We start from the raw sequence: 24,679 nt of genomic DNA, 5'->3' as shown, positions 1-24,679 counted from the left end.
GCGGTTCGTTGTCTGCGTGGGCGTGCCGCGAAGGGCAACGTGACTGCGCTGTCACTAGGGAGGCGTACACGGTGTCCGGGCACGCGGCATGTCCGTCTCGCAGGTTATCCCCGTGGGCCGTGGGGGCCTAAATCGCAGATCACACCGGAGCGGTGATACCGGTCACAGATCGCGCGCGCGGCGGAACTCTGCGGTGACGGGACGGCGCCGTACCGGGCACGTGCCGGGGTACGGGGACGGGCGGTCCCCACCCCAATGGGAACCGCCCGTCGATGTCCGTGACCCGCCGGTCACCTGCTGCGTGGCGCCGTCAGACGCCCTGGGTCAGCTGCCCGCCCAGGGTGTCGACGTAACTCGGGGTGACCGCGGTGGCCACGCCCTGCACGCCCGAGACGGCGTTGCCCGCGACCGGCGTCGCGGCGACCGTGCCGGTCAGGTCCTGCGTGAACGGCTGTACCTCGGAGACGACGCCGCCCGCGAACGGGGTCACGTCGCCCACGACGCCGTGGGCGAGGTTCCCGGCGCTGCCGCCGACGCCGTGCACGACCGGGCGAACGTGGTCGACGACGGTCTCGACGACCGGCTGGACCGAGCCGACGACGCCGCCCGCGAAGGGCTGGACCTCGCCGACCACGCCGTACGCGAACGGCTGGACCTCGCCCACGACACCGCCCGCGAACGGCGTCACGTCGCCGACGACACCCGTGGCCAGGCCACCGACGTCACCGACCGCCTGGCCGGCGACCGGGAGCACACCGTCGACCGCGCGGTCGGCGACGGGCGGCAGGACGTCCTGCGCCGTCTCGTCGACGATCGGGCCGGCGGCGGTGACCGCGCCCTGGACGTAGCCCTGGGCCGCGGCCGGGGTCTGCTCCACCAGCTCGGGAGCGAAGGCGGAGAGCGGACCAAAGAGGTAGTCGATCTCGGCGCCGGTGTCGGGCAGCTCGCTCTCGACGTAGTGGCGGGTCTGGTCCGCGGTGGCGGCGACCGGGGCCCGGGTGGCGTCGTGGGCGGCGCCCTTGGCCTGCTCGGCCGCCGCGGTGACGGTGCCCGTCGCGGTGGCGGCGGTGGCGCTCGCGGCACCCGCGGTGGCCTGCACCGTGGCCTGCGCCTTGCCGGTCACGGCACCGACGGCCGGGGCCTCGCCGACACCGGTGACGGTGTCGTCGACGGAGTCCACCGCCTGGTCGGCGGTCGAGAGGGAGAGCGAGGGCAGCTCGTCCGCGCTGGCGGCGGCGGTGCCGATGGCCCACATGCCGGCGGCCCCGGCCGCGACGGCTATGGAACGGCGGATGTTCTTGTTCATGATCGGGAGATTCCTTCGGTTTCCGACGGTTCGGGCAGACCTGCTCCGCCCCCGCGCGGCAGGTCATGAGGCGGGGGAACGGCCTGCCCTATCCGGGAAATTCGAGGATGTCGCGATGCCGGTCGCGCACGTCGGCGCCGGTCACCCGCTGCCGGGAGCCGGGCACGAGCCCGAAGGCCATGGCGTGCGGGAACCACGCGGCGTGCTGGTCGCCGGGTCGTGGTGTGTGGTTGTCGGAGGCGGTCTGGAGCACGGCGCCACCGTGCGGACCGGCCGGAGCGTGGCCGGGGTACGGGTACGGGCCGCCGCCCGGGCCGCCACCGACCACCGGTGTACGGACGGACGCGTCGGCGCGGGCCGGCCCGGGCGCGTCCGCGGCGTACCCGTAGCGGTACTGCCGGTCGGTGGCCGAGACCTTGCCGGCCACGACGGCGACGGGAGCGGGGCCCGCCGGTGCGACGGGCCGTGGCACGTCGAGCCTGCCGGCCGCCGGAGCGGTGCCCAGGGACGGATCCAGGGCGGGAACGGCCGCCCCGTCGCCCGGCCACATCGGGGCGGGTACGGGCAACGGCCGTGCGTGCAGGCCCTGGACGACCGGGTCGACCACGTCAGCGACGGGCTCCGTCACATCGGTGACCGCCTTCTCGACGGCGCCGGCGACGGGCCGGACGACCGGACGGACCGCCCGCTCCACCACCGGCTCGGCGACGGGCCGCACGACGTCGCGCACGGCCCGCTCGGCGGCCGGCCGCACCGCGTGCCGTGCCACGCTCTTGACCGGCTCTGCGCTGTCACGGAGTTGCCGGACGGGACCACTGCGAACGGGAGCGACGCGGTCGGCCGCGGCGGCCGACGCCGTTGCCACGCCGGGCCGTTCCGCCGCGTGCGCCTGGCCGCCGAGGAAGAATCCCAGCACCGCCAGACCGCCGAGGAACAGCGACACCGCTGCCGCACGCACCGCATGCCGGCCGGCCGCACGGCGCACGAAGCGCCCGGCGGCAACAGGCTGAGCAGCGGTGACAGTCGAAATGGGACGAGCCCTCCCAGTCGCGGAACATGACCCTCCACGGGCAACAGGGACGATGCTCGCACGAGCCTCCTGGGTTTACGCAAGTCCCTTGTTACTGATGAGTCGCCTTGTCCGGTATGGGCAGTGGCCGCTTCTCGATCGCGGCGGCCATCACCTCGGGGAAGAGGTCGGGCGTGCACGCGAACGCCGGGGCACCCAGCGCCGCGAGGGCCGCCGCGTGCTCGCGGTCGTAGGCGGGGGCTCCCTCGTCGGAGAGCGCGAGGAGGGTGACGAACTGCACGCCCGACGCCTTCATCGCCGCGACCCGCTTCAGCATCTCGTCCCGGATGCCGCCTTCGTACAGATCGCTGATCAGCACGACGACGGTGTCGGCGGGCCTGGTGATCTGCGACATGCAGTACGCGAGGGCCCGGTTGATGTCCGTGCCGCCGCCGAGTTGGGTGCCGAACAGCACGTCCACCGGATCGTCCAGCTGGTCCGTCAGATCGACGACCGCGGTGTCGAAGACGACGAGCCGCGTCGCGATCGAGCGCATCGAGGCGAGCACCGCGCCGAACACCGAGGCGTAGACGACGGATGCCGCCATCGACCCGGACTGGTCGATGCACAGGACGACGTCCTTCTTCACGGACTGCGAGGCGCGTCCGTAGCCGATGAGCCGCTCGGGCACCACCGTGTGGTACTCGGGCAGGTAGTTCTTCAGATTCGCCCGGATCGTGCGGTCCCAGTCGATGTCCCGGTGCCGAGGGCGGCTGATGCGCGCACTGCGGTCGAGCGCGCCGGTGAGCGTCGAACGGGTGCGACTGGCCAGGCGCTTCTCCAGGTCCTCGACGACCTTGCGGACGACCGTGCGGGCGGTCTCCTTGGTCGTCTCGGGCATCGCCTTGTTGAGGGAGAGCAGGGTCCCGACGAGGTGGACGTCCGCCTCGACGGCCTCCAGCATCTCCGGCTCCAGCAGCAGTGTGGACAGGCCGAGCCGGTCGATCGCGTCGCGCTGCATGACCTGGACGACGGAGCTCGGGAAGTAGGTGCGGATGTCTCCGAGCCAGCGCGCGACACTCGGCGCGGAGCCCTCCAGCCCCGCCGAACGCCTGCCGCCCCGCCTGTCCTGGCCGCTGCCCGAGCCGTAGAGCGCGGCCAGTGCCCCGTCCATCGCGGTGTCCGTCCCGGACAGTGCGCAGCCGGTGCCGTCGGCCGCGTCACCTCCCAGGACGAGCCGCCAGCGCCGCAGCCGCTCGTCGGGTGCCGTGTCCGCCACCGCGTCCGGCGTTGCCCCGTGTGCTCCCGGCGCTGTCATACGTGCTCCCCCTCCAGAATCAGCCGCAGTACGGGCAGCACCCCGTCCGCCCGCTCCTCGTCGAGCCCGGCTCCGAATCCGGGCACGCCTGCCTCTCCCCGCGTCGGCCGCCCCCCGGCCGCGGGGCCGCGCCGCACCAGTTCCCCGAGGGTGCGGCGCACGCCCGGCTCGTATGCCGAGAACGTGCGCCTCAGCAGCGGCAGCACATCCGTGAACGCGCTCGCCGGAACGGATGTCAGCCAGGCGTCGACCAGCCCGAGGAGGCGCTCGTCGTGCACCAGGAGCATGCCGCCTCCCGACGCGCCGCCCACGAAGCCCTCGATCCAGGCCGCGGCGTCGGCGGGCGGGGTGCCGGGCGAGAGCGCAAGCCCCATCAGCCGTGCGGCCTCGTCCTCGGCGAGACGGCCGTCGTCCAGCAGCAGCCGGACCGCACGTCCTCGTATCACCCCGGGCACGGTGTCGCGCAGCGCGAGCTTGCGCAGCACGTCCGCCCAGCGCCCGCTCAACTCCTCCGCCCGAGGCAGCAGTCCGATCGCCGTGTGGACGCCGTCGAGATGCCCCCGCATCTCGGCCGCGCCGTCCGCGTCGAGGCCGGTGCAGGCGGGCGGCAGCCCGACGCAGATCCGCTCGGCGAGCCCGGCCGCCACCTCACCGAGGGCGGCGGTGTCCGTGGCGCGCACGTCTCCGTACCGCAGGGAGCGTGCGAGCGCCGGCAGGGCCTGGGCGAGATGGCCGACGTCCGCGTCCAGCGCGGCCCGGTCGGCGAGGGCCTTCATCACCACCGGGAGGGCTTCGGGCAGTTCGGCGAGCAGGCAGCGCTCGGCGAGGGAGGTGACATCGGCGAGCGCCGTCGCCGATACGGCCTGCGCCTCCGCCCTGGCCGTCGCGGCGGAGAGCACCGTGGTGCCCCAGACGCCCGCCTCGGCGACCTTGACGTACAGCTCGGGCTCCCAGCGCAGCCGCCAGGTCTCCCGGAAGGTGCCGGTCGAGCCGCGCCCCGCTTCCGGCGCGCCCCAGCCGACGCCGAGGAGCCGGAGCCGGTGCAGCAGCCGGCTGCGCGCGGCGTCGGTGTCCTTGCGCAGGTCGAGCTCCAGCTCGCGCTCCAGCAGCTCCGGTTTGAGCCGCAGGCTGCGCTGGAGGCGGGTCAGATCGCGCTGCAGCGGGACGGCCGGGGCCGTGTCCGGGACCTCGCCGAGCACATCGCCGGTGATCAGCTTGTCGTGGACGAGCCCGAGCGGAACGTCGGAGCCGTCGCACATCACGGCCCGGATCGCGTCCGTCGTCTCGCTCAGCCCGGCGAGCGGACGGGCCCGCATGGCGGCGAGCGTCGCGGCGAGCCGGACCGCCTCGATGACATGGGCCGAGGACACCATCCGGTCCTCGTCCCTGAGCAGCCCGGCGACCTTCGTCATCCAACGCTCGACGGGGCGGTCCGGGGCGCTGAACAGGTGCGCGTACCAGCCCGGGGAGTCGATCCCCGCGCCGTACCCGCTGTGCCGGGCGAGCCTGCGGTGGGTCCAGGGCACCCAGGTCATCTCCGTCCTGACCTTCGGCAGCCCCTTCAGCAGGGCGCGGTCCGCGGTGGCCGTCGACCTGACGGCCAGCGCCGGCACGTGCCAGGCTCCGCAGACGACGGCCACCTCGTCCCCGAACTCCTTGCGGGCTGCGCGCAGCTGGATCCGCATATGGGCCTCGCGGACCAGGTCACGCGCGTGCCCGCCGTGGCCGTAGGTCTCCCGGAGAGCGGTCATGGCCTCGGCGAGCACGGCGAACGGCGCGAACGGGCCGTCCGGGTCCGGCCCGTCCTGCGGGGCCGTGGTGCCGCGGTGCTCGATCACGTCCTCCCACCAGCGCTCCGGATCGTCGTATCCGGCGGTGTCGGCGAGCACGGCGATGGGATCGATCCGCAGCGCGCCCTCCCCACCGTCCGCCTCGTCCTCCCCTTCGCCCCAGCCGGGGTCGGTCGCGGCCGCCAGGGAGTGGGCGGCGGGGAGGTCGATGAACCGTACGGGGACGTCGTGCGCCAGGGCCCAGCGGATCGCGACCCATTCTGGGGAGAACTCGGCCAGCGGCCAGAACGCGGCCCGGCCAGGATCGTCCACCGCATGCGCGAGGAGCGCGACGGGCGGGACCATGCCCTCGTCGGCGGCGAGCGGCAGCAACGCGTCACCCTCGGGCGGCCCCTCGATCAGCAGCGCCTTCGGCTCCGCGGCGTCGAGCGCGGCCCGCACCGCCCGGGCGGACCCCGGCCCGTGATGCCGCACCCCGAGCAACAGCGGGCCCTCGGCGGGCCATGCCGTCGGCGCGGGCGCCGTGCGTGACGTCATACGCTCACCTCGCGGCAGGCGCGGTAGAAGTCCTTCCAGCCGTCCCGCTCACGCACGACCGTCTCCAGATACTCCTGCCAGATGACGCGGTCGGCCGCCGGGTCCCGGACGACCGCCCCGAGGATCCCGGCCGCCACGTCGCCCGGCCGCAGCACTCCGTCCCCGAAGTGCGCAGCGAGCGCCAGCCCGTTGGTGACGACGGAGATCACCTCGGCCGTGGAGAGCGTCCCCGAGGGGGACTTGAGCTTGGTGCGCCCGTCCGCGGTGACGCCGTCGCGCAGCTCACGGAAGACCGTGACGACGCGGCGGATCTCGTCGGCGCCCCGGGGCGCGGCGGGCAGGTCGAGCGAGCGCCCTATCTGGTCGACCCGCCGGGACACGATGTCGACCTCGGCGTCCGGGGTCGCGGGCAGCGGCAGGACCACGGTGTTGAACCGGCGCCGGAGCGCGCTCGACAGATCGTTGACCCCGCGGTCCCGGTCGTTGGCCGTGGCGATGAGGTTGAACCCGCGGACCGCCTGGACCTCCTGGCCCAGCTCAGGGATCGGCAGCGTCTTCTCCGACAGGATGGTGATGAGCGTGTCCTGCACGTCCGCCGGAATGCGGGTCAGCTCCTCGACGCGCGCGGTCATGCCGTCCGCCATCGCGCGCATGACCGGGCTGGGCACGAGGGCGTCACGGCTGGGGCCGTGGGCGAGCAGCCGCGCGTAGTTCCAGCCGTACCGGATCGCCTCCTCTGGCGTGCCGGCGGTGCCCTGCACGAGCAGGGTGGAGTCTCCGCTGACCGCCGCGGCCAGATGCTCGGAGACCCAGGTCTTGGCGGTGCCGGGCACGCCGAGAAGGAGCAGCGCGCGGTCGGTCGCGAGCGTCGTGACGGCGACCTCGACGATCCGGCGCGGGCCCACGTACTTGGGTGTGATCACCGTCCCGTCGGGCAGCGTGCCGCCGAGCAGATACGTGGCCACGGCCCACGGCGACAGCCGCCAGCGGGCCGGACGCGGGCGGTCGTCCGCCGCGGCCAGGGCCTTGAACTCGTCCGCGAAGGCGTCCTCCGCATGCGGCCGCAGGGCCTCGGCGCCGGTGTCCGCCGTGGTTTCGGGCACGGTCATGGATCCCCCTCCAGATCGTTCGACCGGGTGTGGATCCCACCGTGCACCACGCCACTGACAACGGCCCGTTCCCGCAGGTCAGGGCCGAAGTCGGCGGCTCGGTCGAGGAGTTATCCCGCGAGCGGCGAGACCGCGATGCAGCCGCCGGTGGTCGCGATGCCCTCGCCCTTCGCCTCCTTGATCGCCTTGCCCTGGTACGTGATCCGGCAGGTGACCTCGGCGCCGGCCGCGTCCACCGCGACGGGCATGACGGCGGGCGGCATGATGCCCTTCAGCGTCACGGTCTTCTTCCACGGCAGCGTGGGCTTCTGCACCGTCTCGATCTTCGGCTCCATGGCCGTGCCGCCACCTGCGTGGTACTCGATCGAGTCGACGTTCTTGCCGGTGACCTCGTAGGTCACCTCGTACGTGTCGGTCACGGCATTGTCGACCTGGTCGACCGCCTTGTCCGCGGCCTCGGAACAGGCGGTCAGGCCGAAGGCGAGGCCCGCGGCAGCGAGCGTGCGGACGGCGGTACGGATGGACCGGCGCATGTGGATCCCCCCAAGGATCGTCGGGTTGTCCCCGGCAGCGAATCGCAAAGGGAAGGTAAGGTCAAACCGTTACGGAGGAGACGGAACCGCAGGTCAGGGCCGATTGTCAGTGGTGGCCCGTAGCGTCGTCGACATGAATCAGCAGGGGGTGCGCTGGACGGCGGAACAGGTGCTGGCTCTGGCTCCTGACGCCGCGTCACGCAAGGCGGGAAGCAAGCTGGGCACGGCAGGCCCGTGGTCCGGGGCGGGAAGCGGCGGCGGTGCGGTCTGGGGCCTGTGCAAGGGCAGCGGCAGCAAGCCGTATCAGACGATCGTGGACACGACGGGCCCGGCGTACAAGTGCAGTTGCCCGAGCCGGAAGTTCCCGTGCAAGCACGCGCTGGGACTGTTGCTGCTCTGGGCGGGGGACGAGGAGAGCGTCAGGGACGGCGAGGTGCCGGACTGGGCCGACGCGTGGCTGGCGGGACGCCGCAAGCGCGCCGCCGACCAGGAGGAGGGGGGCGCGGCCGAGGGGCGGTCCGCGAAGTCCGCCGATCCGGAGGCGGCCCGGCGCAGGGCGGAGCGCAGGGCGGGCCGGATCACCGCGGGTGCCCAGGAGTTGGAGCAGCGGCTGGCGGATCTGCTGCGGGGCGGCCTGGCCGCGGCGGAGCGGTCCGGGTACGGGCTGTGGGAGGAGACGGCCGCGCGCATGGTCGACGCCCAGGCCCCCGGACTGGCCGGACGGGTGCGCGAGTTGGGCGCCGTCCCCGGCTCCGGCCCCGGCTGGCCGGTCCGGCTGCTGGAGGAGTCCGCGCTGGTGCACCTCCTCGACCGGGCCTGGCTCGGCATCGACCGGCTGCCCGAGCCGCTCGCCGCGACCGTGCGCACCAGAGTGGGGCTGACCGCTCCCGCCGAGGGCCCCGCTGTGCGCGACGACTGGCTGGTGCTCGCGCAGTACGACTCGACGGACGGCAGGATCACGAGCCGGCGCGTCTGGCTGTACGGGCGGGAGACGCACCGCACGGCCCTGCTGCTCTCCTTCGGCGTGGCCGGCCGCGCGCCGCAACTGGCCCTGCCGGCAGGGCTGATGATCGACGCCGAGGTCGTTCCCTACGGGGGCGCGGGGCAGCTCCGGGCGGATCTGGGTGAGCAGTTCGGCGCCCCGGTCCCCATCAAGGCACCACCCCCGGGCGGCACCGCGCAGGACGCGCTCGCCGCCTATGGTGCCGCGCTGCGCGACGACCCGTGGCTGGACTCGTGGCCGGTCACGCTGACGGACTCCATACCGGTGCCGGGGGACGACGGCTGGCAGCTGGCCGACGCGGACGGTCGGTCCGCGCTTCCCGTCGCTCCCGCCGCGCTCTCCCGGCCGGGGCTGTGGAAGCTCGCCGCGCTGTCCGGCGGCAGTCCGGTCACCGTCTTCGGCGAGTGCGGTCACCGCGGCTTCGTCCCGTTGGCGGCCTGGGCCGACGACAGCGCCGAGACGGTCACCCTCACCTGAACGCACCACGGAGGACGCGATGTCCAGCACCACCGGCACCACCGTCTGGGAAGAGCTCGTCACCTCCGCTCTTCTCGGCACCGACCGGCGCACACCACCGGCCGACGTCCTGGCCCCGGACCGGGAGGCACCCGTCGCGCTGCTGGACGCGGCCGCGCTGCACACGGTGCGGCGACGGGCCGGGCTGCGGCCCGCCATAGCCCGGCCGAGGCCCGAGCCGGCGCCGCCCGACAACCGCCGGGCCCTGCCCGAGGCGGCCAGGCGGCGGCTGGCGCTGCTGCTGGCCGACCGGGCCGCGCCCAGCTCCGGTGGCCGCCGCGGCACCGCACCGGACCTGACGGAGCTGCTGCCGCAGTGGCTCACCGCCGCCAACGAGCAGGGCTACCGGGCCCCGTCGTCCACGCTGCCGGCCCTGCTCGACGCAGCCCGCGCGCGCACCGATCTGCGGCCCCTGGCGCTGCGCTTCGCCGGACCGCGCGGCATCTGGCTCGCCCGGCTCAACGCGGACTGGAAGTTCGCCCTGCGCGGGACGTCGGCCGGCACCACGCTCCCGGGCCCCGCCGACACGGAGGCCGTCCGGCGGCTGTGGGAGGAGGGCCTGTTCGCCGAGCGGGTCGCGCTTCTCGGCTCCCTGCGCGCCCACGATCCGGCGGCGGCATCGGCCTTGCTGGCACGGACATGGGCGACCGAGCGCGCGGAGGACCGGCTGATGTTCCTGGATTCTCTGCGCACCGGGCTGTCCGACGCGGACGAGCCCTTCCTGGAGCAGGCGTTGGCCGACCGCAGCCGCAATGTCCGGGCGACCGCGGCCGAGCTGCTGTCCGCGCTGCCGCACTCCGCGCTCGCCGGGCGGATGGCGGCCCGGGCCGCCGGCTGTGTCGGCCTGGACCGCACGAAGGGCGCGCCGGGGATCGCGGTCGAGGCTCCGCATGAATGCGATGCGGAGATGCAGCGGGACGGTGTCGTTCCGACGGCGCCTTCCGGCCGGGGCGAACGCTCCTGGTGGCTGGGCCAGTTGGTCGAGGCCGCGCCGCTCACGGCCTGGACGGAGCGGCTCGGCGGCCGGACGCCCGAGGAGATCGTCGCCCTGCCCGTCGCCGACGACTGGGGCGGTGAGCTGCACGCGGCGTGGTGCCGGGCGGCGGTGCGTCAGCGCGACCCGGAGTGGGCCCGCGCCCTCCTGGGCGCCCCGTCCGAGCCACCGGCGACCGGCCCCGGCACGTCCTCGCTCGCCGAGCGGGCGAAGCTCCTGGCGACGCTGCCCGCGGAGGAGCGGGCGGCGTGGGTGGCGGCGTTCATATCGGCGCACGGGCTGTCGGAGGCGTTCCAGCTGCTCGGTGTCTGCGCGGTGCCCTGGGCGGAGCCGCTCGGCCGCGCGGTCGTCGACGCGCTCGACATCGCGCGGGACGCGGGGAGCTACCCGTGGAGTTTCAGCGGTGTCATGGGCCTCGCGGAGCGCTGCCTCGATCCGGCCGAGGCCGGCCGCCTCGACCTCCTCACGGCCACGCCCGACGAACCGGAGGGCGCGTCACCGGGAGCGGGCGGCTACTGGTCGGAGGCCTTCCAGCGCCTCGTCTCCACGCTGCGCTTCCGCGCCACGATGCACACGGAACTCACGCCCCAGGGCGCTTCCGGCGGATAGCGCGTCCGCCTGCGGGGCGGATGCTTTGCCCGGCGTGTACGTGTCCTCGCGAGGGGGTGTCGTCCTCGTCCTGGACGGCGTGGACGACTTCGACGGCACGGCACGCCGTGGCGTGGGGTGTGCGTGGCGTGAGGTGGCACCTCCCGTGTCCGAGGGCCCGCGGAGGCGGGCACCGCAGGCCACGGGGAGGCGTGATGTGCCGAGCATCGAGCGCAAGGCGGGACGGACCGGTCCCAGTCCCGGCGACAGCTGCGGGCGGTACCGGACCGCGGCGTACCGCCACCCGTACCGCCGTCCGCCGCAGGCGCTACGCGTCGGCCGCTTGCCGCACGTTCGCGTTGACCCAGTCGACGATCGATGTCGTCGTCGCGCCCGGGGTGAAGATCTCCGCGACGCCCTTCTCCTTCAGCGGCGGGATGTCCGCCTCCGGAATGATGCCGCCGCCGAAGACCTTGATGTCCTCCGCGTCGCGCTCCTTCAACAGCTCGATCACCTTCACGAAGAGCGTGTTGTGCGCGCCCGACAGGATGGAGAGGCCGATCGCGTCGGCGTCCTCCTGGATCGCGGTGTCCACGATCTGCTCGGGGGTCTGGTGGAGCCCGGTGTAGATGACCTCCATACCGGCGTCCCGCAGAGCCCGTGCGATCACCTTCGCGCCGCGATCGTGGCCGTCGAGACCCGGCTTGGCCACCACCACGCGGATCGGACCGGTCACACCCATCACTGCCTCCACATACCGCCTGTGCCGCCATTGGCACCTGAGGTGAACGAACGTTATCTACAGCATCCCGCAACCGGCCGTTTCGCGGTGGACAGCGAGGGGGAAATCACACGTGGGACATGTTCGCTACGCGTCGTACCCGCATTCGGAGCCGCACACCCGCAGCCGGGACGATCGCCAGGGGAGCCGCCATTCGGTCGTCGTACCACCGTGCCGCCAGCCGCGCGGCGCGACGGTACGAGGGCACGACCCGTCGGCAGCCCCATGAGGGCATACGGGGGACGGAGCCGCCCACCCGTGCGCCGTTCGGGAGGTCGGCCATGGGGTTCCTGCCGCTCTTGCGGATACGAATGTCGATCGCCTTGCTGCGGGCCACGGCCCTGGAGCTGGCCATTCTCGCCGGGCATCTGCTCCTCTACCCATCGGGCATCGCACCTGAGCGCCACGTCCCGGGGCGCCGCGCGCCCGAGCCGGCGCCCGTAGCGGCGTCGGAGGACGGCGCCTCCGTACTGCCGGCCCAGGGACCGCCGTGCCCGCCCGCCGTTCTCCTCCACGGCTTCGTCGACAACCGCTCCGTCTTCGTCCTGCTGCGCCGTAGCCTCACCCGACCCGGCGGGCGCCATGTGGAGTCGCTCAACTACTCACCGCTGACCTGCGACATCCGGGCGGCCGCCGAGCTGCTGGGCCGCCATGTCGAGGAGATCTGCGTCCGGACCGGCCACCAGCGGGTCGACATCGTCGGGCACAGTCTCGGCGGCCTCATCGCGAGGTACTACGTCCAGCGCCTCGGCGGTGACCGCCGCGTCCGCACGCTCGTCACCCTCGGCACGCCCCATTCGGGCACCGGCGTCGCCCCGCTCGCGAGCGCTCACCCCATCGTGCGCCAGATGCGTCCGGGTTCCGCCGTGATCGAGGAGTTGCGGCAGCCCGCGCCGGGCTGCCGGACCAGGTTCGTCAGCTTCTGGAGCGACCTCGACCAGTTGATGGTTCCGCTCGAGACGGCCCGCCTGGAGCACCCCGACCTGATCGTGCGGAACGTTCGCGTGAGCGGCATCGGCCATCTCGCGCTCCCGGTCCACCCCACCGTCGCCACGAGCATCCGCGAGGAGCTCGAGTCGACGGGTGCGGAAGCCGAGTCCTCCGGCGCCGCCTCGGTGGCCTGAGGTCGAACAACAGTCGAACGTAAAGCCAAAGCTCTGCCCGCAGTTCGCCGAAACACGGCCGAATGCCCGTTTCCCGCTGCCCCAAAACCTGCCGAAGATTGTCGGCGTCGCATACCGCCGGGTACAGTCGCGCCACTGCGTTGCCTCTGGGCCCCCCGCCGCGGGGTGACCCCAGACCCTGGTCCTGCTGCCGAGGCGAGAGAGAAGTTGGTGAACGACCAGCACCCCCACGCCGGGTATGACGCGTACGCCACCGGCAGCTTCGACACCGACCCGCTCTTCGGCGCCATGCCGGGCAGTTACGAGACGGGACATGTCGGACACGACGGACACAGCGGGCAGTACGACGCCACGCAGTGGGGCACGGGTGCCGCGGCCGGTTACGACGCCTACGGCGCGCAGACACACCAGCAGGCGTACCCGCAGCAGTACGACGCGACACCGCTCGACGCGGCGCAGTACGACGCGACTCAGTACGACACCACCGGCCAGTGGGACGCCAACGCCTGGAACCAGTCGGGGCAGTTCGCCACGGAGCAGTTCGAGACCGCCGCGGCGACCTTCGCCTACGACACGACCGGACAGTGGACGGCGCCGGGCTACGGCGCGGCCACTTCGTACGAGACGGGCGCCTACGACGCCACCGCCTGGAACACGGGCGCGGACACGACGGCCACCGCCTATCCGCAGTACACCGAGCACGCGGTGCACTCCGAACACACCGCGTATCCGGCGTATGAAGAGCATCAGGATCTCGGCGAGGCCTTCGTCCCGGAGCAGTTCTCGCCCACGGCCGAGTACGACGCCCCGCTCGAAGTGCCCCTCGACGCACCTCTCGACACCGACACCGAGCCTGAACATGCGGTGGAGTACGAGTACGAGTACGAGCAGGAAGCCGACCCCGGGTCCGAGCCAGGAACGGCGGAGTCCGCGTACGACGACGAGCCGGCGGCCGACACGGACACCGACACGGACGTCACGCCCGTCGTCACCCGCTCCGCCGCCTCCGCCCGCCCCGTGCGCCGGTCCGGCGGCCGCGGCGGCCGCCGTCGCACTCCCGCCAAGCGTTCCGCACTCCTGACCGTCGCGGTGCCTTCCGTCTGTGTGATGGGCGTTGCCGGTGTGGCGGCGGCCTCGGTCAGCGGACTGACCGGCAGCGAGGACACGAAGGACGACAACACCGCGGTCACCGCCGCCGATCCGGCGTCCGTGAAGCCCGTCGCCGCGAACAGCAAGCTCGACACCCAGCTCGCCGCGCTCAGCGCCGACGCCCGCGACTTCGGCGACCGCGCCAGCCGCACCCAGGAACGCATCGACCTCAAGGCGCGCCAGGCGGCCGAGCGCAAGAAGCGCGAGGAAGAGGCCGCACGCCGCGAGGCGTTGCGCCCCAAGTTCGCCCTGCCGGTGGCCCAGCACGGGCTCAGCGCGTACTACGGCCAGGCCGGCGTCAACTGGATGTCCATGCACACCGGCATCGACTTCCCGGTCTCCTACGGAACGCCGGTGCTGGCCGCGACCGACGGCACCGTACGCACCCAGTGGAACAGCGCGTACGGCAACATGGCCATCGTCACCGCCGCGGACGGGACGGAGACCTGGTACTGCCACCTGAGCAGCACCAAGATCCGTTCGGGTACGGTCAAGGCCGGCGAGACCATCGCGTACTCGGGCAACTCGGGCAACTCCACCGGTCCGCACCTGCACTTCGAGGTCCGGCCGGGTGGCGGGTCGGCGATCGACCCGCTGTCGTGGCTGCGCAGCCACGGGCTCAACCCCGCGTAGTCCTGCGGCACACGGATCAGCCGCCCGGGCAGGACCTTGTCTGCCGTCCGCTCGCCTGCCGTCCGCTCACCTGCCGTCGTCCGGCGCCCGTCATCCGGCGCCCGGCCCAGGACGGCCGAGCGCCTCACCCTGAGGACTTCGGGGCTTCACGGTCTCAGAGCTTCTCCACCGGCGCGTACCGCAGCAGCAGCCGCTTCGGCTTCTCGTCCCCGAAGTCGATCGTCGCCTGGGCGTCCCCGCCCGTGCCCGTCACCGCCATGACGGTCCCCAGCCCGAACTGGTCGTGCGTGACCCGGTCGCCGACCGCCAGCGCGATCACCGGCTTGTCCGTCGCGCGCCGCGTCGCGAAGCCCGAGGGCCCGGAGCGTGCGCGGGACGACGACAGCGAGGAAGTGATGCCGGACGTCGGTCCTGCGGGCGCAGCCATCGGGCCCGTCCGCTTCCACTGCATGTGCGCGTCCGGGATCTCCTCCAGGAACCGCGACGGCGGGTTGTACGCCGGCTGGCCCCAGGCGCTCCGCATCGAGGACCGTGTCAGATAGAGCCGCTCGCGGGCGCGGGTGATTCCCACATACGCCAGCCGACGCTCCTCCTCCAGCTCCTTGGTCTGACCGAGCGCCCGCATGTGCGGGAAGACGCCGTCCTCCATGCCGGTGAGGAACACCACGGGGAACTCCAGGCCCTTGGCCGTGTGCAGCGTCATCAGCGTGATGACGCCCGTCCCCTCCTCGTCCTCGTCGGGGATCTGGTCGGAGTCGGCGACGAGGGCGACCTGCTCCAGGAACTCGGCGAGCGTGCCCGTGCCTTCCTCCGTCCCGCGCTCCTGCTCGAACTCGAGGGCCACCGCCGCGAGCTCCTGCAGGTTCTCGATGCGCGTCTCGTCCTGCGGGTCGGTCGACGCCTGCAGCTCGGCCAGATAACCGGTCCGCTCCAGCACGGCTTCCAGCACGACGGCGGGGCCCGCACCCGATTCGACGATCGTGCGCAGCTCCTCCATCAGCGTGTTGAAGCGCTTCACGGCGTTGGCCGAACGGGCCGCCATGCCGTACGCCTCGTCCACGCGGCGCAGCGCCTGCGGGAACGTGATCTTCTCCCTCAGCGCCAGCGCGTCGATCATCGCCTCCGCGCGATCGCCGATGCCGCGCTTCGGGACGTTGAGGATGCGGCGCAGCGGGACGTTGTCCTCGGGGTTGGCGAGGACCCGCAGATACGCCAGGACGTCCCGGACCTCCTTGCGCTCGTAGAAGCGCACACCGCCGACGACCTTGTAGGGCAGGCCGACGCGGATGAAGATCTCTTCGAAGACACGGGACTGGGCGTTCGTCCGGTAGAAGACGGCGACATCGCCTGCCTTGGCCTCGCCCGCGTCCGTCAGCCGGTCGATCTCGTCGGCGACGAACTGCGCCTCGTCGTGCTCGGTGTCCGCGACATAGCCGGCGATCTGCGCTCCGGCACCGGCATTCGTCCACAGGTTCTTGGGGCGACGGCTCTCGTTGCGCTCGATGACGGCGTTGGCGGCGGAGAGGATGGTCTGGGTCGAGCGGTAGTTCTGCTCGAGCAGGATCGTGGTCGCGTCCGGGTAGTCCTCCTCGAACTGGAGGATGTTGCGGATCGTGGCACCACGGAATGCGTAGATCGACTGGTCGGCGTCGCCGACGACGCACAGCTCGGCCGGGGCCAGGTCCTCATACCCCTCCCCCACCAGCTCGCGCACCAGCGTGTACTGGGCGTGGTTGGTGTCCTGGTACTCGTCGACCAGGACGTGGCGGAAGCGACGCCGGTAGTGCTCGGCGACGTCCGGGAACGCCTGGAGCAGATGGACCGTGGTCATGATGATGTCGTCGAAGTCCAGCGCGTTGGCCTCGCGCAGCCGCGACTGGTACATCCGGTAGGCCTCCGCGAGCGACTTCTCAAACCCGTCGGCTGCCTGGTCGGCGAAGGTCTCCTCGTCGATCAGCTCGTTCTTCAGGTTCGAGACCTTGGCGTTGAAGGACTTCGGCGGAAACTTCTTCGGGTCCAGGTCGAGATCACGGCAGACCAGGGCCATGAGCCGCTTGGAGTCGGCGGCGTCGTAGATCGAGAACGACGAGGTGAAGCCGAGCTTCTTGCTCTCGCGGCGCAGGATGCGCACGCAAGCGCTGTGGAAGGTGGAGACCCACATGGCGTTGGCGCGCGGGCCGACGAGATGCTCGACGCGCTCCTTCATCTCGCCCGCGGCCTTGTTCGTGAACGTGATCGCCAGGATCTGGCCGGGGTGGACATTGCGGGTCGCCAGCAGATGGGCGATCCGGTGGGTCAGCACTCGGGTCTTGCCGGAGCCCGCGCCGGCCACGATGAGCAGCGGCGAGCCCGTGTGCACGACGGCGGCGCGCTGCTGCTCGTTCAGCCCTTCGAGCAGCGCGGCCGGGTCCACGACGGGGCGCGGGGCGCCGTCTCTGTAGTACGCGCCCCCGGACGGAGGCACGTCGAACGTGCCCTCGAAGAGGTCGTGCGGGACCTCCTCGTGGGGCGCGTGCTCGTCGTGCTCGGGGGGCGGGGGGCCCTCCGAGGCCGAGGTGCGCTGGAGGTCCGCCAGGAAGCTGTCGTCAAAGAGGCTGCTCATCGCTTTACGAGTCTAGGCCGCTCCACTGACAGCCCGCCGCCGCCTTCACCACACTCGCCACGAACACACACGGTCACATCGGAGCACACAGCGCTAAGGTCACGAAAATGTATCGGGCATATCGAACATCCGCCTTCACAGCAGCACCACACTTTGGCTAGCGTGCTCGCCCAGGCAGCCCGTACCCCCATCGGCGAACCACGCCAACCGGGTCGCCACGCCGAATCCGTCATTCCCTCGCGGGAGTTCGGAACCGGGGACCCACCATTTGTGCACAACTGGGGTGAATCGGGCCGCGTTTCCCACGGCCCGTAGGACAGCCTTCCGTTCCGTCCGAACCCGACAGCTAACCCGGTAGGCGGTCCACGGAAGGAGATGCCGGCCTTGGCGTCGCACCGCAAGCCGCGCAGCCGTACCCGCACCAACTCCCCCGCCGTCGGGTTGACGACGGCCGCCATAGCGAGCGTCTCGCTCCTCTCGGCACAGAGCGCGACAGCCGACCCGCGGCCCAGCATCGACGAGGTCCAGAAGAAGGTCGACGACCTCTACCGGCAGGCGGGTTCCGCGACCCAGGAGTACAACAGGGCCAAGGAAGCCACTGAGAAGCAGCGCCGCACGGTGGACCGTGTCCTCGACGACGTCGCCAAGCGCACGGACTCCCTCAACGAGTCCCGCCGCGCCCTCGGCAGCTACGCGGCCGCGCAGTACCGCACCGGCGCGGTCACCCCGACCGCCGCGCTGCTCTTCGCCGACAGCCCGCAGGCCTACTTCGAGCAGTCACAGCTCATGGACCGGCTGACCGAGCAGCAGCGCAGCACCATCACCGAGTTCGAGGCCGAACAGGCCGCGGCGGCGAAGCAACGGGCGCAGGCCACCAAGAGCCTGGAGTCGCTGACGGCCTCGCAGCAGTCGCTGCGCACCAGCAAGCAGACCGTCCAGACGAAGCTCGCCGAGGCGCGTGAACTGCTGTCGCAGCTGACCGCCGAGGAGAAGGCGCGGCTCGCGGAGCTGGAGCGCAAGCGCGAGGAGGAGGCCCGCCGCAAGGCCGAGGCGAGGGCCAAGGCGGAAGCGGAGGCCGAGGCCGAGCGGCAGCGCCAGGAGCGCGAACAGCAGGAGCAGGCGGGCTCCGGCACGGGTACGGGTACGGGTACGGACACGGGGTCCGGCACCGGCACCGCCGGCGGCACGTACGCCGCCAAGGCCGAGAAGGTCCTGTCCTTCGCCCGCGCCCAGATCGGCAAGCCGTACGTCTGGGGCGCGACCGGCCCGAGCTCCTTCGACTGCTCCGGGCTCACCCAGGCCGCCTGGAAGGCCGCGGGCGTCGACCTGCCCCGCACCACCTGGGACCAGGTGAAGGCCGGACAGAGCGTGGCGACGGCGGACCTGCTCCCCGGGGACCTGGTCTTCTTCTACGACGACATCAGCCACGTCGGCATCTACATCGGCGACGGCAAGATGATCCACGCCCCGAAGCCGGGAGCGAACGTCCGCGAGGAGTCGATCTACTACATGCCGATCTACGGGAGCGTCCGCCCCGCGTAGCCGGGAGACACAGACGCGGCGAGGGGTCCGGGGCAGTCCCCGGACCCCTCGCCGCATCACGGCCGCAACCTCACGTACTCAGCCTCACGTACTCGGCCTCATGTCACAGGCTCATGTCCACGACCTCGGCCTCATGTTCACGGCCTCATGTTCACGGCCTCGCGCTCACGTCCACAGCGTCGCGATGAAGATGTTCGCCAGTGTCAGACCGCCCACTGCCGCGAACATGCCCTTGTCCACCTTCTCCTCGTCCCGCTTCACGTAGACGAGCGCGAGGATGACGACGAGCACGGCCAGCTTGATACCGATCTTGAGGTTGTTCACCGGCTGGTCGTCCGCCTGGTTGAGTCCCACCAGCGCCACGCCCGTCACCAGCATGGTCAGCGCGCCGTGCAGCATCGCGGGAGTGAAGCGCGCCGTCCCCTCGCCCATGGCCTTCATCTGGGTCAGAAAGCCGCCGAGCAGCGACGCGATACCGATGATGTGCAGGGCGACGAAGACATTGATGAGTACGTCCATGGCACCGGAGCCTAGCCGTACGGTCCCAAAGCGAACCCCGGCGGTCCTTCTGGCGCCAATAACGGTCATGGCGCCACTTCGCCGTAACCCGGCGGTCTAGCGTCCTCCACCAGGTGACCGGCTCCCATCCACCGTCCCGTACCCGGGCGGCAGTCGGTCGCCCCCGCCGAAAGACCCGGCGGTGGACCGCTCCCCCTGTGCGGTCCGCCGCCGGTACCCGCACCGGCGGACTCCGACGGAAGGACTGGCCCTCGTGGCAGCGCACCGCAAACCGAGGCAGCGCACGCTTCCCGGCTCAGCCGCCCGCTTCTCCGCCACCCTCGCGCTCGCCGGCGCGACGGCCGCCACCGCCTTCGAGGGCTCCGGGCACGCCGAGCCCCTGCTCACCCCGGACGAGGTGAAGGCCAAGGCGGACCGGCTCTACGAGGAGGCGGAGGCCGCGACCGAGAAGTACAACGGGGCCAAGGAGAAGGCCGACGCGGCGCGGACGGCGGCCAACGCGCTCCGCGACGAGGCGGCGCGGCGCACCCAGCGCCTCAACGCCTCGCGCAACGCCCTCGGTTCCTTCGCCACCGCGCAGTACCGGTCGCGCGGCCTCGATCCTGCCGTGCAGCTCGCGCTCGCCTCCGACCCCGTGCGGTATCTGGCGGGCGCTGAGCTGACCGAGCGCGTCGGGGAACGGCAGGCCGCGGCGATCGCCGGCGTACAACGGCAGATGCGGGAGATCTCCCAGGTGCGCAGGGAGGCGGGCCAGCGGCTGGCCGAACTGGAGGAGCGGCGGGCCGAACTGGCCCGCCACCGTTCGACGATACGGAAGAAGCTCGCCGCGGCCGAGGCGCTGCTGGCACGGCTCACCGCCGATCAGCGCGCCGCGTACACGGCCCAGGACGGTACGCCGCCGGGCCGCGCGGACCGCGACACCGCCCGCACCGCCCCCGGTACGCCGGCCCCGGCCGCCGCCCCCAACGCCCGGGCCGCACAGGCCGTCGCCTACGCGTACGGGGCGCTGGGGAAGCCGTACGTATGGGGCGCGACCGGGCCGTCCGCGTTCGACTGCTCGGGTCTGACGCAGGCCGCGTGGCGCTCCGCGGGCGTCTCCCTCCCCCGCACCACGTACACCCAGATCAACGCGGGCCGAAGGGTGCCCCGGTCCCAACTCGCCCCCGGGGACCTGGTCTTCTTCTACTCCGGCGTCTCCCATGTGGGCCTCTACATCGGCGGCGGCCGGATGATCCACGCCCCGCGGGCGGGTGCACCGGTGCGCATCGCGCCGATCGACCAGATGCCGTATGCGGGGGCGACCCGGGTCGCGTAGCATCCCGGCCCCATGGACACGACCGATCAGCACATGGACCGGGCCATCCAGAACTCCACGCGCACACGGGCACGGAGCTCGCCGCACCACCGGCGGATCGGCCCGTTCACGGTGCGGTACAACCCGGACTGGGACATCCCGCCCGCCAATTACGCCATTCCCGACCCGGACGCGGCTCCGTCGGCGGCGGACATCAAGGCGCTCGTGGCGCTGTTCCGGGAGCTCGGCAGGCTGCCGCGGCTGGAGTTCCTGCCGTCCACCGCGCCGGGGGCCGAAGAGGCGCTGCTGGCGGCCGGGTTCACGGTCAGCAACCGCGCCCCGCTGCTGGCCTGTACGCCCGACGGCCTCCGGGCGCCGGAGCCGGCCGCCGGTATCACCGTCACCGAACCGTCCACGGATGACGAGTACGCGGCCGCGGCCGGGGTCCAGCACCTCGCGTACGGCGGGACGGGCGAACCCCCTGCGGGCTCGGTCCGCTGGCTGAAGGAGGCGTCCGGGGGCGGCGGTGTCACTGCCCTCGCCACGGCGGACGACCGCACCCCCGTCGGCGCGGGCGGCTGCTCCGTCCCGACCGATGGTCTCAGCGAGCTCGCCGGTCTGGGCGTGGCAGCCGCCTTCCGTCGCCGCGGCATCGGCGCCGCGGTCTCCGCCTTCCTCACCGCCACGGCGTTCGGCCGCGGCATCGGCACGGTCTGGCTGGAGCCGGGTGACGCCGCCGTCGAGCGCATCTACGCGGGCATCGGCTACCACCGGGTCGCGGAGAAGGCGGACTTCACCCTGAACTGACGACTGCGACCGACCGGCCCCGACCGGCCCCGATCCGGCCCGGGACCGGTCCGCCCAGGCGCCGCAGCCCCACCCGCTCCTTGACTCACCCACTCATGCGCCCGCCCGCTCATGCGCCCGCCTGCTCCTTGGCTCGCCTGCTCATTGCCTCACCCGCCTCCTCCGCAGCCCCCGTCTCCGCAGCCGCCCGCGTCAGTGCCCCGCCGATGCCGACGGGGTCGTACCGCGCTCGTAGGCGAGCTGGCGGGTCAGCCAGAAGAAGATGTCGGGGACCTGGCGCTTCCACTCGCCGGTGTCGTGGGCGCCACCGATCTCGACGACGTCGACGAGTGTCGGGGGCTGGGCGGCGGCACGCAGGGCGAGGCCGGACTCGAACCCGTCGCCGCGGGCGCCGGAGACGAGCAGGGACGTGCGCGGAGGGGTCGGGGCGGACCGCAGGAGGTGGAGCGGGTCGTTGGCGCGCCGGAGTTCCTCGTCCAGGGCGGCGAGGGAGGCCTTCTCCGCGGCCGGGTCGTTGTAGCCGGACATGCTCACCCCTGCGCGGTAGCGGTCGGGGTGGGCGACGGCGAGCTTCGCCGCGCAGTGGCCGCCCGCCGAGTAGCCGGCGACGGCCCAGCCCTCGGGACGCTGGGTGGCGCGGAAGGTGTCCGTCACCATCTTGCGGACGTCGACGCTGAGCCAGCTGTCCGCGTTGACGCGGCCCGGGATGTTGGCGCAGCCCGTGTCGACGCGCCCCAGCAGCGTCGTGCGCGGGGCGACCAGGATGAACGGCGCGACCTCGCCGCTCTCCATCATCGGCCGCAGCTGCTCGTGCACCTTGAGGGTGCCGAACCATGCCTTGGCGGAGCCCGGGTACCCGGGCAGCAGCTCGACGACGGGGAACTTGGTGTTCCGGTACGCCGGCTCGTCGTACTGCGGAGGCAGCCACACGTACACCTCGCCCTGGACCCCCGACACCTGCCCGGAGAGGTTCGTGACCCGCACGCCCTCGCCGAGTACCGGGTCAGTCGCGGGCTTGAAGACCGACCTGGACCTGGGCAGATCGGCGAGGCGCACGCCGCCCGTGCCGTCCTTGCCGAGGTCCGTCGCGGCCGTGACATGGTCACCCGTGCCGAGCAGGTCGTCCCAGCTGTCGTACAGACCGTTGCTGTTGTTCACGGCGACGAAGACCACGACGAGCGCGGTCACCTGCGCGAAGCCGACCATCAGCAGCCGCGCGACACCCCGCGCCACGGCGGGGCCGCGCACCCTGCTCCACAGGGCGAGCGGCAGCAGCACCGCGATCACGGCCAGCACGATCGCGGTCACGAAGAAGGGAGTTCCGGTCAGGCTCATCACGGACAGTCAGAGGGAACGGGACCCGTACCGGTTGCCACGGCCCTGTGCCGGTTTCCTCACACATGCGCGTACATACGCGTACCCGGGGCTCACACCAGTCGGCGCGCCGTCGCCCATCGCGTCAGCTCGTGCCGGTTCGACAGCTGCAGCTTCCGCAGCACCGCCGACACATGCGACTCCACCGTCTTCACTGAGATGAAGAGCTGCTTCGCGATCTCCTTGTACGCGTACCCGCGCGCGATCAGCCGCAGCACCTCCCGCTCGCGCTGGGTGAGCCGGTCCAGGTCCTCGTCCACCGGCGGGGCGTCCGTCGACGCGAAGGCGTCGAGGACGAAGCCGGCCAGCCGGGGTGAGAACACCGCGTCGCCGTCCTGGACCCGGAAGATCGAGTCGACCAGGTCGGTGCCGGTGATGGTCTTCGTGACGTAGCCGCGGGCGCCGCCGCGGATCACCCCGATGACGTCCTCCGCCGCGTCCGAGACGGACAGCGCCAGGAAGCGGACCGGGCGCTCGGCCGCGCCCACCAGGCCCGCGCAGCGGCGCAGCACCTCGACCCCGCCGCCGCCCGGCAGATGCACGTCGAGGAGCACCACCTCGGGCCGCGTCGCCGTGATCACGGTGACCGCCTGGTCCACGTCGGCGGCCTCGCCTACAACCTCGACACCCGTCTCCTCGGTCCTGCCGATCTCGGCCTGCACTCCGGCCCGGAACATCCGGTGGTCGTCGACGAGCACGACCCGTACGCGACGCTCCGACGCCCCTGGCGTTCCGTCGGTCTGCTCGGTCATCCGTCCGCCCTCTCCATCTCGAGCTCCACTTCGGTGCCCCCTCCGGGCACCGACCGCAGGCGCGCCGTGCCACCGTTGCGCTGCATACGGCCGATGATCGATTCTCGTACGCCCATCCGGTCCTCCGGAACGGCGTCCAGGTCGAAACCGGGCCCCCGGTCCCGTACGGAGACGAACACCGTGCGGCCCTCGACCTCCGCGTACACCTGAACGGGTCCACCCTCGCCACCGTACTTCGCGGCGTTGACCATCGCTTCGCGCGCGGCCTGGAGCTGCGCGGTCAGCCGCTCGTCGAGCGGGCAGTCGCCGACGACCACGACCTCCAGCGGGACACCGTGCTTGTCCTCGACCTCCGCCGCGGCCTTCTTGACCGCGTCGGCGAGCATGGACGGCTCCTCGTCCTCATCCTTGCCGGTGCCCTCCGGCCGGTACAGCCAGTTGCGCAGCTCGCGCTCCTGGGCGCGGGCGAGCCTGCGCACCTCGCCCGCGTCGTCCGCGTTCCGCTGGATCAGGGTGAGGGTGTGCAGCACCGAGTCGTGGACGTGGGCGGCGACCTCGGCGCGCTCCTGGGCGCGGATGCGCATCAGGCGCTCCTCCGAGAGGTCCTGGGTCATCCGCACCAGCCAGGGCCCGGCGAGGAGGCCGATGCCGACGAGCACGGCGAGTGCGGCCGTCAGTACGTTGCCGAGCTGGGCGGCCGAGCCGCGGACGACCACGAAGACGGTCAGGCCCATGCCGACCAGGGCGACACCGGCGAGTCCGCGCGCGAGCTGCAGCAGTCTGCGGCGCCGGCCGTCCCCGGCCCACTGGGCGCGGCGGGCGTTGTCCGCCTGCCGCCACACCAGGACGAGACCGGCGCCGGTCAGCAGGACCGGCCAGAGATAGCGGTTGACGGGGCCGCCCAGTTCGACGTTGGCGCCGAAGACGACCGCACCGATCAGCAGCGCGATCAGCGCGAACAGCTGCCCCTTGTCGGGCTTGCGCAGTCGCCGTCTGCCGTCCGGGGCCGTCTCGAAGACCGGCTTCGGCTCGGCGGTCCTGCCCCCTACACCGAGCGGTACGACGATCCAGAAGACCGCGTACAGCAGCGCGCCGAGACCGTCGGCCATGAACAGCGCGAGGAACACCAGCCGGACCCAGATCACCGGCAGTCCGAGATGCCCGGCGAGCCCTCGCGCGACACCGCCCAGCCACCGTCCGTCCGCGCTGCGGTACAGCCTGCGGACGGCGGGCTCCTCGGTCTCGGTCGGACGTGCGGCGGCGACTGGCATGCCCCGATGGTCACACGGGCGTACGGGCCCGGACATCAGGGCCGTCCCTGAGACCGACCCTGAACGTCAGGGGCAACCGGGGTGCAATATCAGGGAAGGGCCAGGGTCGGGGCGGCTGCCGCACGCGG

At 72.4% G+C, this 24,679-nt stretch carries 19 protein-coding genes and 1 riboswitch; of the genes, 7 read left to right on the top strand and 12 right to left on the bottom strand.

Going from position 1 to position 24,679, the window contains the following annotated elements; genetic code table 11:
* Positions 1 to 310: 310 nt before the first annotated feature.
* The 6 genes from ACIQMR_RS35690 to ACIQMR_RS35665 all read right to left on the bottom strand — a co-directional run bounded on the left by ACIQMR_RS35690 (position 311) and on the right by ACIQMR_RS35665 (position 7,602).
* Positions 311 to 1,306 (bottom strand): hypothetical protein, encoded by a 996-nt coding sequence (locus tag ACIQMR_RS35690; RefSeq protein WP_401396582.1) that lies wholly within the window; start codon positions 1,304 to 1,306, stop codon positions 311 to 313.
* An 88-nt stretch (positions 1,307 to 1,394) separates the two neighbouring features.
* Positions 1,395 to 2,264, bottom strand: coding sequence for a hypothetical protein (locus ACIQMR_RS35685; protein ID WP_401396579.1), 870 nt, complete (start codon positions 2,262 to 2,264; stop codon positions 1,395 to 1,397).
* A gap of 163 nt (positions 2,265 to 2,427) precedes the next feature.
* Positions 2,428 to 3,633: a VWA domain-containing protein gene (locus ACIQMR_RS35680; protein WP_401396576.1), complete on the bottom strand. Its 1,206-nt coding sequence runs from the start codon at positions 3,631 to 3,633 to the stop codon at positions 2,428 to 2,430.
* Positions 3,630 to 5,960 (bottom strand): DUF5682 family protein, encoded by a 2,331-nt coding sequence (locus ACIQMR_RS35675; protein ID WP_401396574.1) that lies wholly within the window; start codon positions 5,958 to 5,960, stop codon positions 3,630 to 3,632. Before ACIQMR_RS35675 ends, ACIQMR_RS35680 begins: the two co-directional genes overlap by 4 nt.
* Positions 5,957 to 7,069: an AAA family ATPase gene (locus tag ACIQMR_RS35670; RefSeq protein WP_401396571.1), complete on the bottom strand. Its 1,113-nt coding sequence runs from the start codon at positions 7,067 to 7,069 to the stop codon at positions 5,957 to 5,959. The genes ACIQMR_RS35675 and ACIQMR_RS35670 overlap by 4 nt, the downstream gene beginning before the upstream one ends.
* 110 nt (positions 7,070 to 7,179) lie before the next feature.
* Complete coding sequence (locus ACIQMR_RS35665; protein ID WP_401396568.1) at positions 7,180 to 7,602, bottom strand: MmpS family transport accessory protein; 423 nt, start codon at positions 7,600 to 7,602, stop codon at positions 7,180 to 7,182.
* Between the two features lie 133 nt (positions 7,603 to 7,735).
* Between ACIQMR_RS35665 and ACIQMR_RS35660 the strand changes: the two genes are divergently transcribed.
* Both ACIQMR_RS35660 and ACIQMR_RS35655 read left to right on the top strand, forming a co-directional pair.
* Complete coding sequence (locus ACIQMR_RS35660; RefSeq protein ID WP_401396565.1) at positions 7,736 to 9,082, top strand: SWIM zinc finger family protein; 1,347 nt, start codon at positions 7,736 to 7,738, stop codon at positions 9,080 to 9,082.
* Positions 9,083 to 9,101: 19 nt separating this feature from the next.
* Positions 9,102 to 10,724: a DUF5691 domain-containing protein gene (locus ACIQMR_RS35655; protein WP_401396563.1), complete on the top strand. Its 1,623-nt coding sequence runs from the start codon at positions 9,102 to 9,104 to the stop codon at positions 10,722 to 10,724.
* A gap of 307 nt (positions 10,725 to 11,031) precedes the next feature.
* On the opposite strand, the gene ACIQMR_RS35650 is transcribed toward ACIQMR_RS35655, so the two are convergent.
* On the bottom strand, positions 11,032 to 11,445 hold the full coding sequence (locus ACIQMR_RS35650) for a cobalamin B12-binding domain-containing protein (RefSeq protein WP_266381773.1): 414 nt from the start codon (positions 11,443 to 11,445) through the stop codon (positions 11,032 to 11,034).
* 320 nt (positions 11,446 to 11,765) lie between these two features.
* On the opposite strand from ACIQMR_RS35650, the gene ACIQMR_RS35645 reads away from it, so the two are divergent.
* Together ACIQMR_RS35645 and ACIQMR_RS35640 are read left to right on the top strand one after the other, a co-directional pair.
* Positions 11,766 to 12,608: an esterase/lipase family protein gene (locus ACIQMR_RS35645; RefSeq protein ID WP_401396560.1), complete on the top strand. Its 843-nt coding sequence runs from the start codon at positions 11,766 to 11,768 to the stop codon at positions 12,606 to 12,608.
* Between the two features lie 210 nt (positions 12,609 to 12,818).
* Positions 12,819 to 14,390 carry a M23 family metallopeptidase gene (locus ACIQMR_RS35640; protein ID WP_401396558.1) on the top strand — a complete coding sequence of 524 codons (1,572 nt, stop codon included), beginning with the start codon at positions 12,819 to 12,821 and terminating at the stop codon, positions 14,388 to 14,390.
* Positions 14,391 to 14,544: 154 nt separating this feature from the next.
* Here the strand turns inward: ACIQMR_RS35640 and pcrA are convergent, their stop codons facing one another.
* Positions 14,545 to 16,992 (bottom strand): DNA helicase PcrA, encoded by a 2,448-nt coding sequence (gene pcrA / locus ACIQMR_RS35635; protein ID WP_401396555.1) that lies wholly within the window; start codon positions 16,990 to 16,992, stop codon positions 14,545 to 14,547.
* A gap of 208 nt (positions 16,993 to 17,200) precedes the next feature.
* Positions 17,201 to 17,369: riboswitch (cyclic di-AMP (ydaO/yuaA leader) on the top strand.
* Here pcrA and ACIQMR_RS35630 point away from each other — a divergent pair.
* Positions 17,368 to 18,534 carry an NlpC/P60 family protein gene (locus ACIQMR_RS35630; RefSeq protein ID WP_401396552.1) on the top strand — a complete coding sequence of 389 codons (1,167 nt, stop codon included), beginning with the start codon at positions 17,368 to 17,370 and terminating at the stop codon, positions 18,532 to 18,534. Its footprint overlaps the riboswitch before it by 2 nt.
* A gap of 165 nt (positions 18,535 to 18,699) precedes the next feature.
* Here the strand turns inward: ACIQMR_RS35630 and ACIQMR_RS35625 are convergent, their stop codons facing one another.
* The gene (locus tag ACIQMR_RS35625; protein WP_266381761.1) at positions 18,700 to 19,053 is read right to left on the bottom strand and encodes a hypothetical protein; all 354 of its coding nucleotides are present in this window, start codon (positions 19,051 to 19,053) and stop codon (positions 18,700 to 18,702) included.
* 253 nt (positions 19,054 to 19,306) lie between these two features.
* Here ACIQMR_RS35625 and ACIQMR_RS35620 point away from each other — a divergent pair, with 253 nt between their 5' ends.
* Positions 19,307 to 20,368 (top strand): NlpC/P60 family protein, encoded by a 1,062-nt coding sequence (locus ACIQMR_RS35620; RefSeq protein WP_401396549.1) that lies wholly within the window; start codon positions 19,307 to 19,309, stop codon positions 20,366 to 20,368.
* A gap of 12 nt (positions 20,369 to 20,380) precedes the next feature.
* Positions 20,381 to 21,154, top strand: a complete 774-nt coding sequence (locus ACIQMR_RS35615) for a GNAT family N-acetyltransferase (RefSeq protein WP_401396547.1) — start codon at positions 20,381 to 20,383, stop codon at positions 21,152 to 21,154.
* Between the two features lie 192 nt (positions 21,155 to 21,346).
* Here ACIQMR_RS35615 and ACIQMR_RS35610 read toward each other — a convergent pair whose 3' ends face one another.
* The 3 genes from ACIQMR_RS35610 to ACIQMR_RS35600 form a co-directional block, all read right to left on the bottom strand.
* A complete protein-coding gene (locus ACIQMR_RS35610; protein WP_401396544.1) occupies positions 21,347 to 22,489 on the bottom strand; it encodes an alpha/beta hydrolase in 1,143 nt (380 codons plus the stop codon).
* Positions 22,490 to 22,581: 92 nt separating this feature from the next.
* Positions 22,582 to 23,280, bottom strand: a complete 699-nt coding sequence (locus ACIQMR_RS35605; RefSeq protein ID WP_266381756.1) for a response regulator transcription factor — start codon at positions 23,278 to 23,280, stop codon at positions 22,582 to 22,584.
* Positions 23,277 to 24,551: a PspC domain-containing protein gene (locus ACIQMR_RS35600; protein ID WP_401396541.1), complete on the bottom strand. Its 1,275-nt coding sequence runs from the start codon at positions 24,549 to 24,551 to the stop codon at positions 23,277 to 23,279. The genes ACIQMR_RS35605 and ACIQMR_RS35600 overlap by 4 nt, the downstream gene beginning before the upstream one ends.
* Between the last annotated feature and the right edge of the window lie 128 nt (positions 24,552 to 24,679).

The organism is Streptomyces sp. NPDC091376 (assembly GCF_044757085.1).
In the GTDB taxonomy this organism is placed as follows: Bacteria; Actinomycetota; Actinomycetes; order Streptomycetales; family Streptomycetaceae; genus Streptomyces; species Streptomyces pratisoli.
The sequence above is the reverse complement of the archived record's forward strand: the minus strand, read 5'-3'. Positions and strand labels throughout refer to the sequence as shown.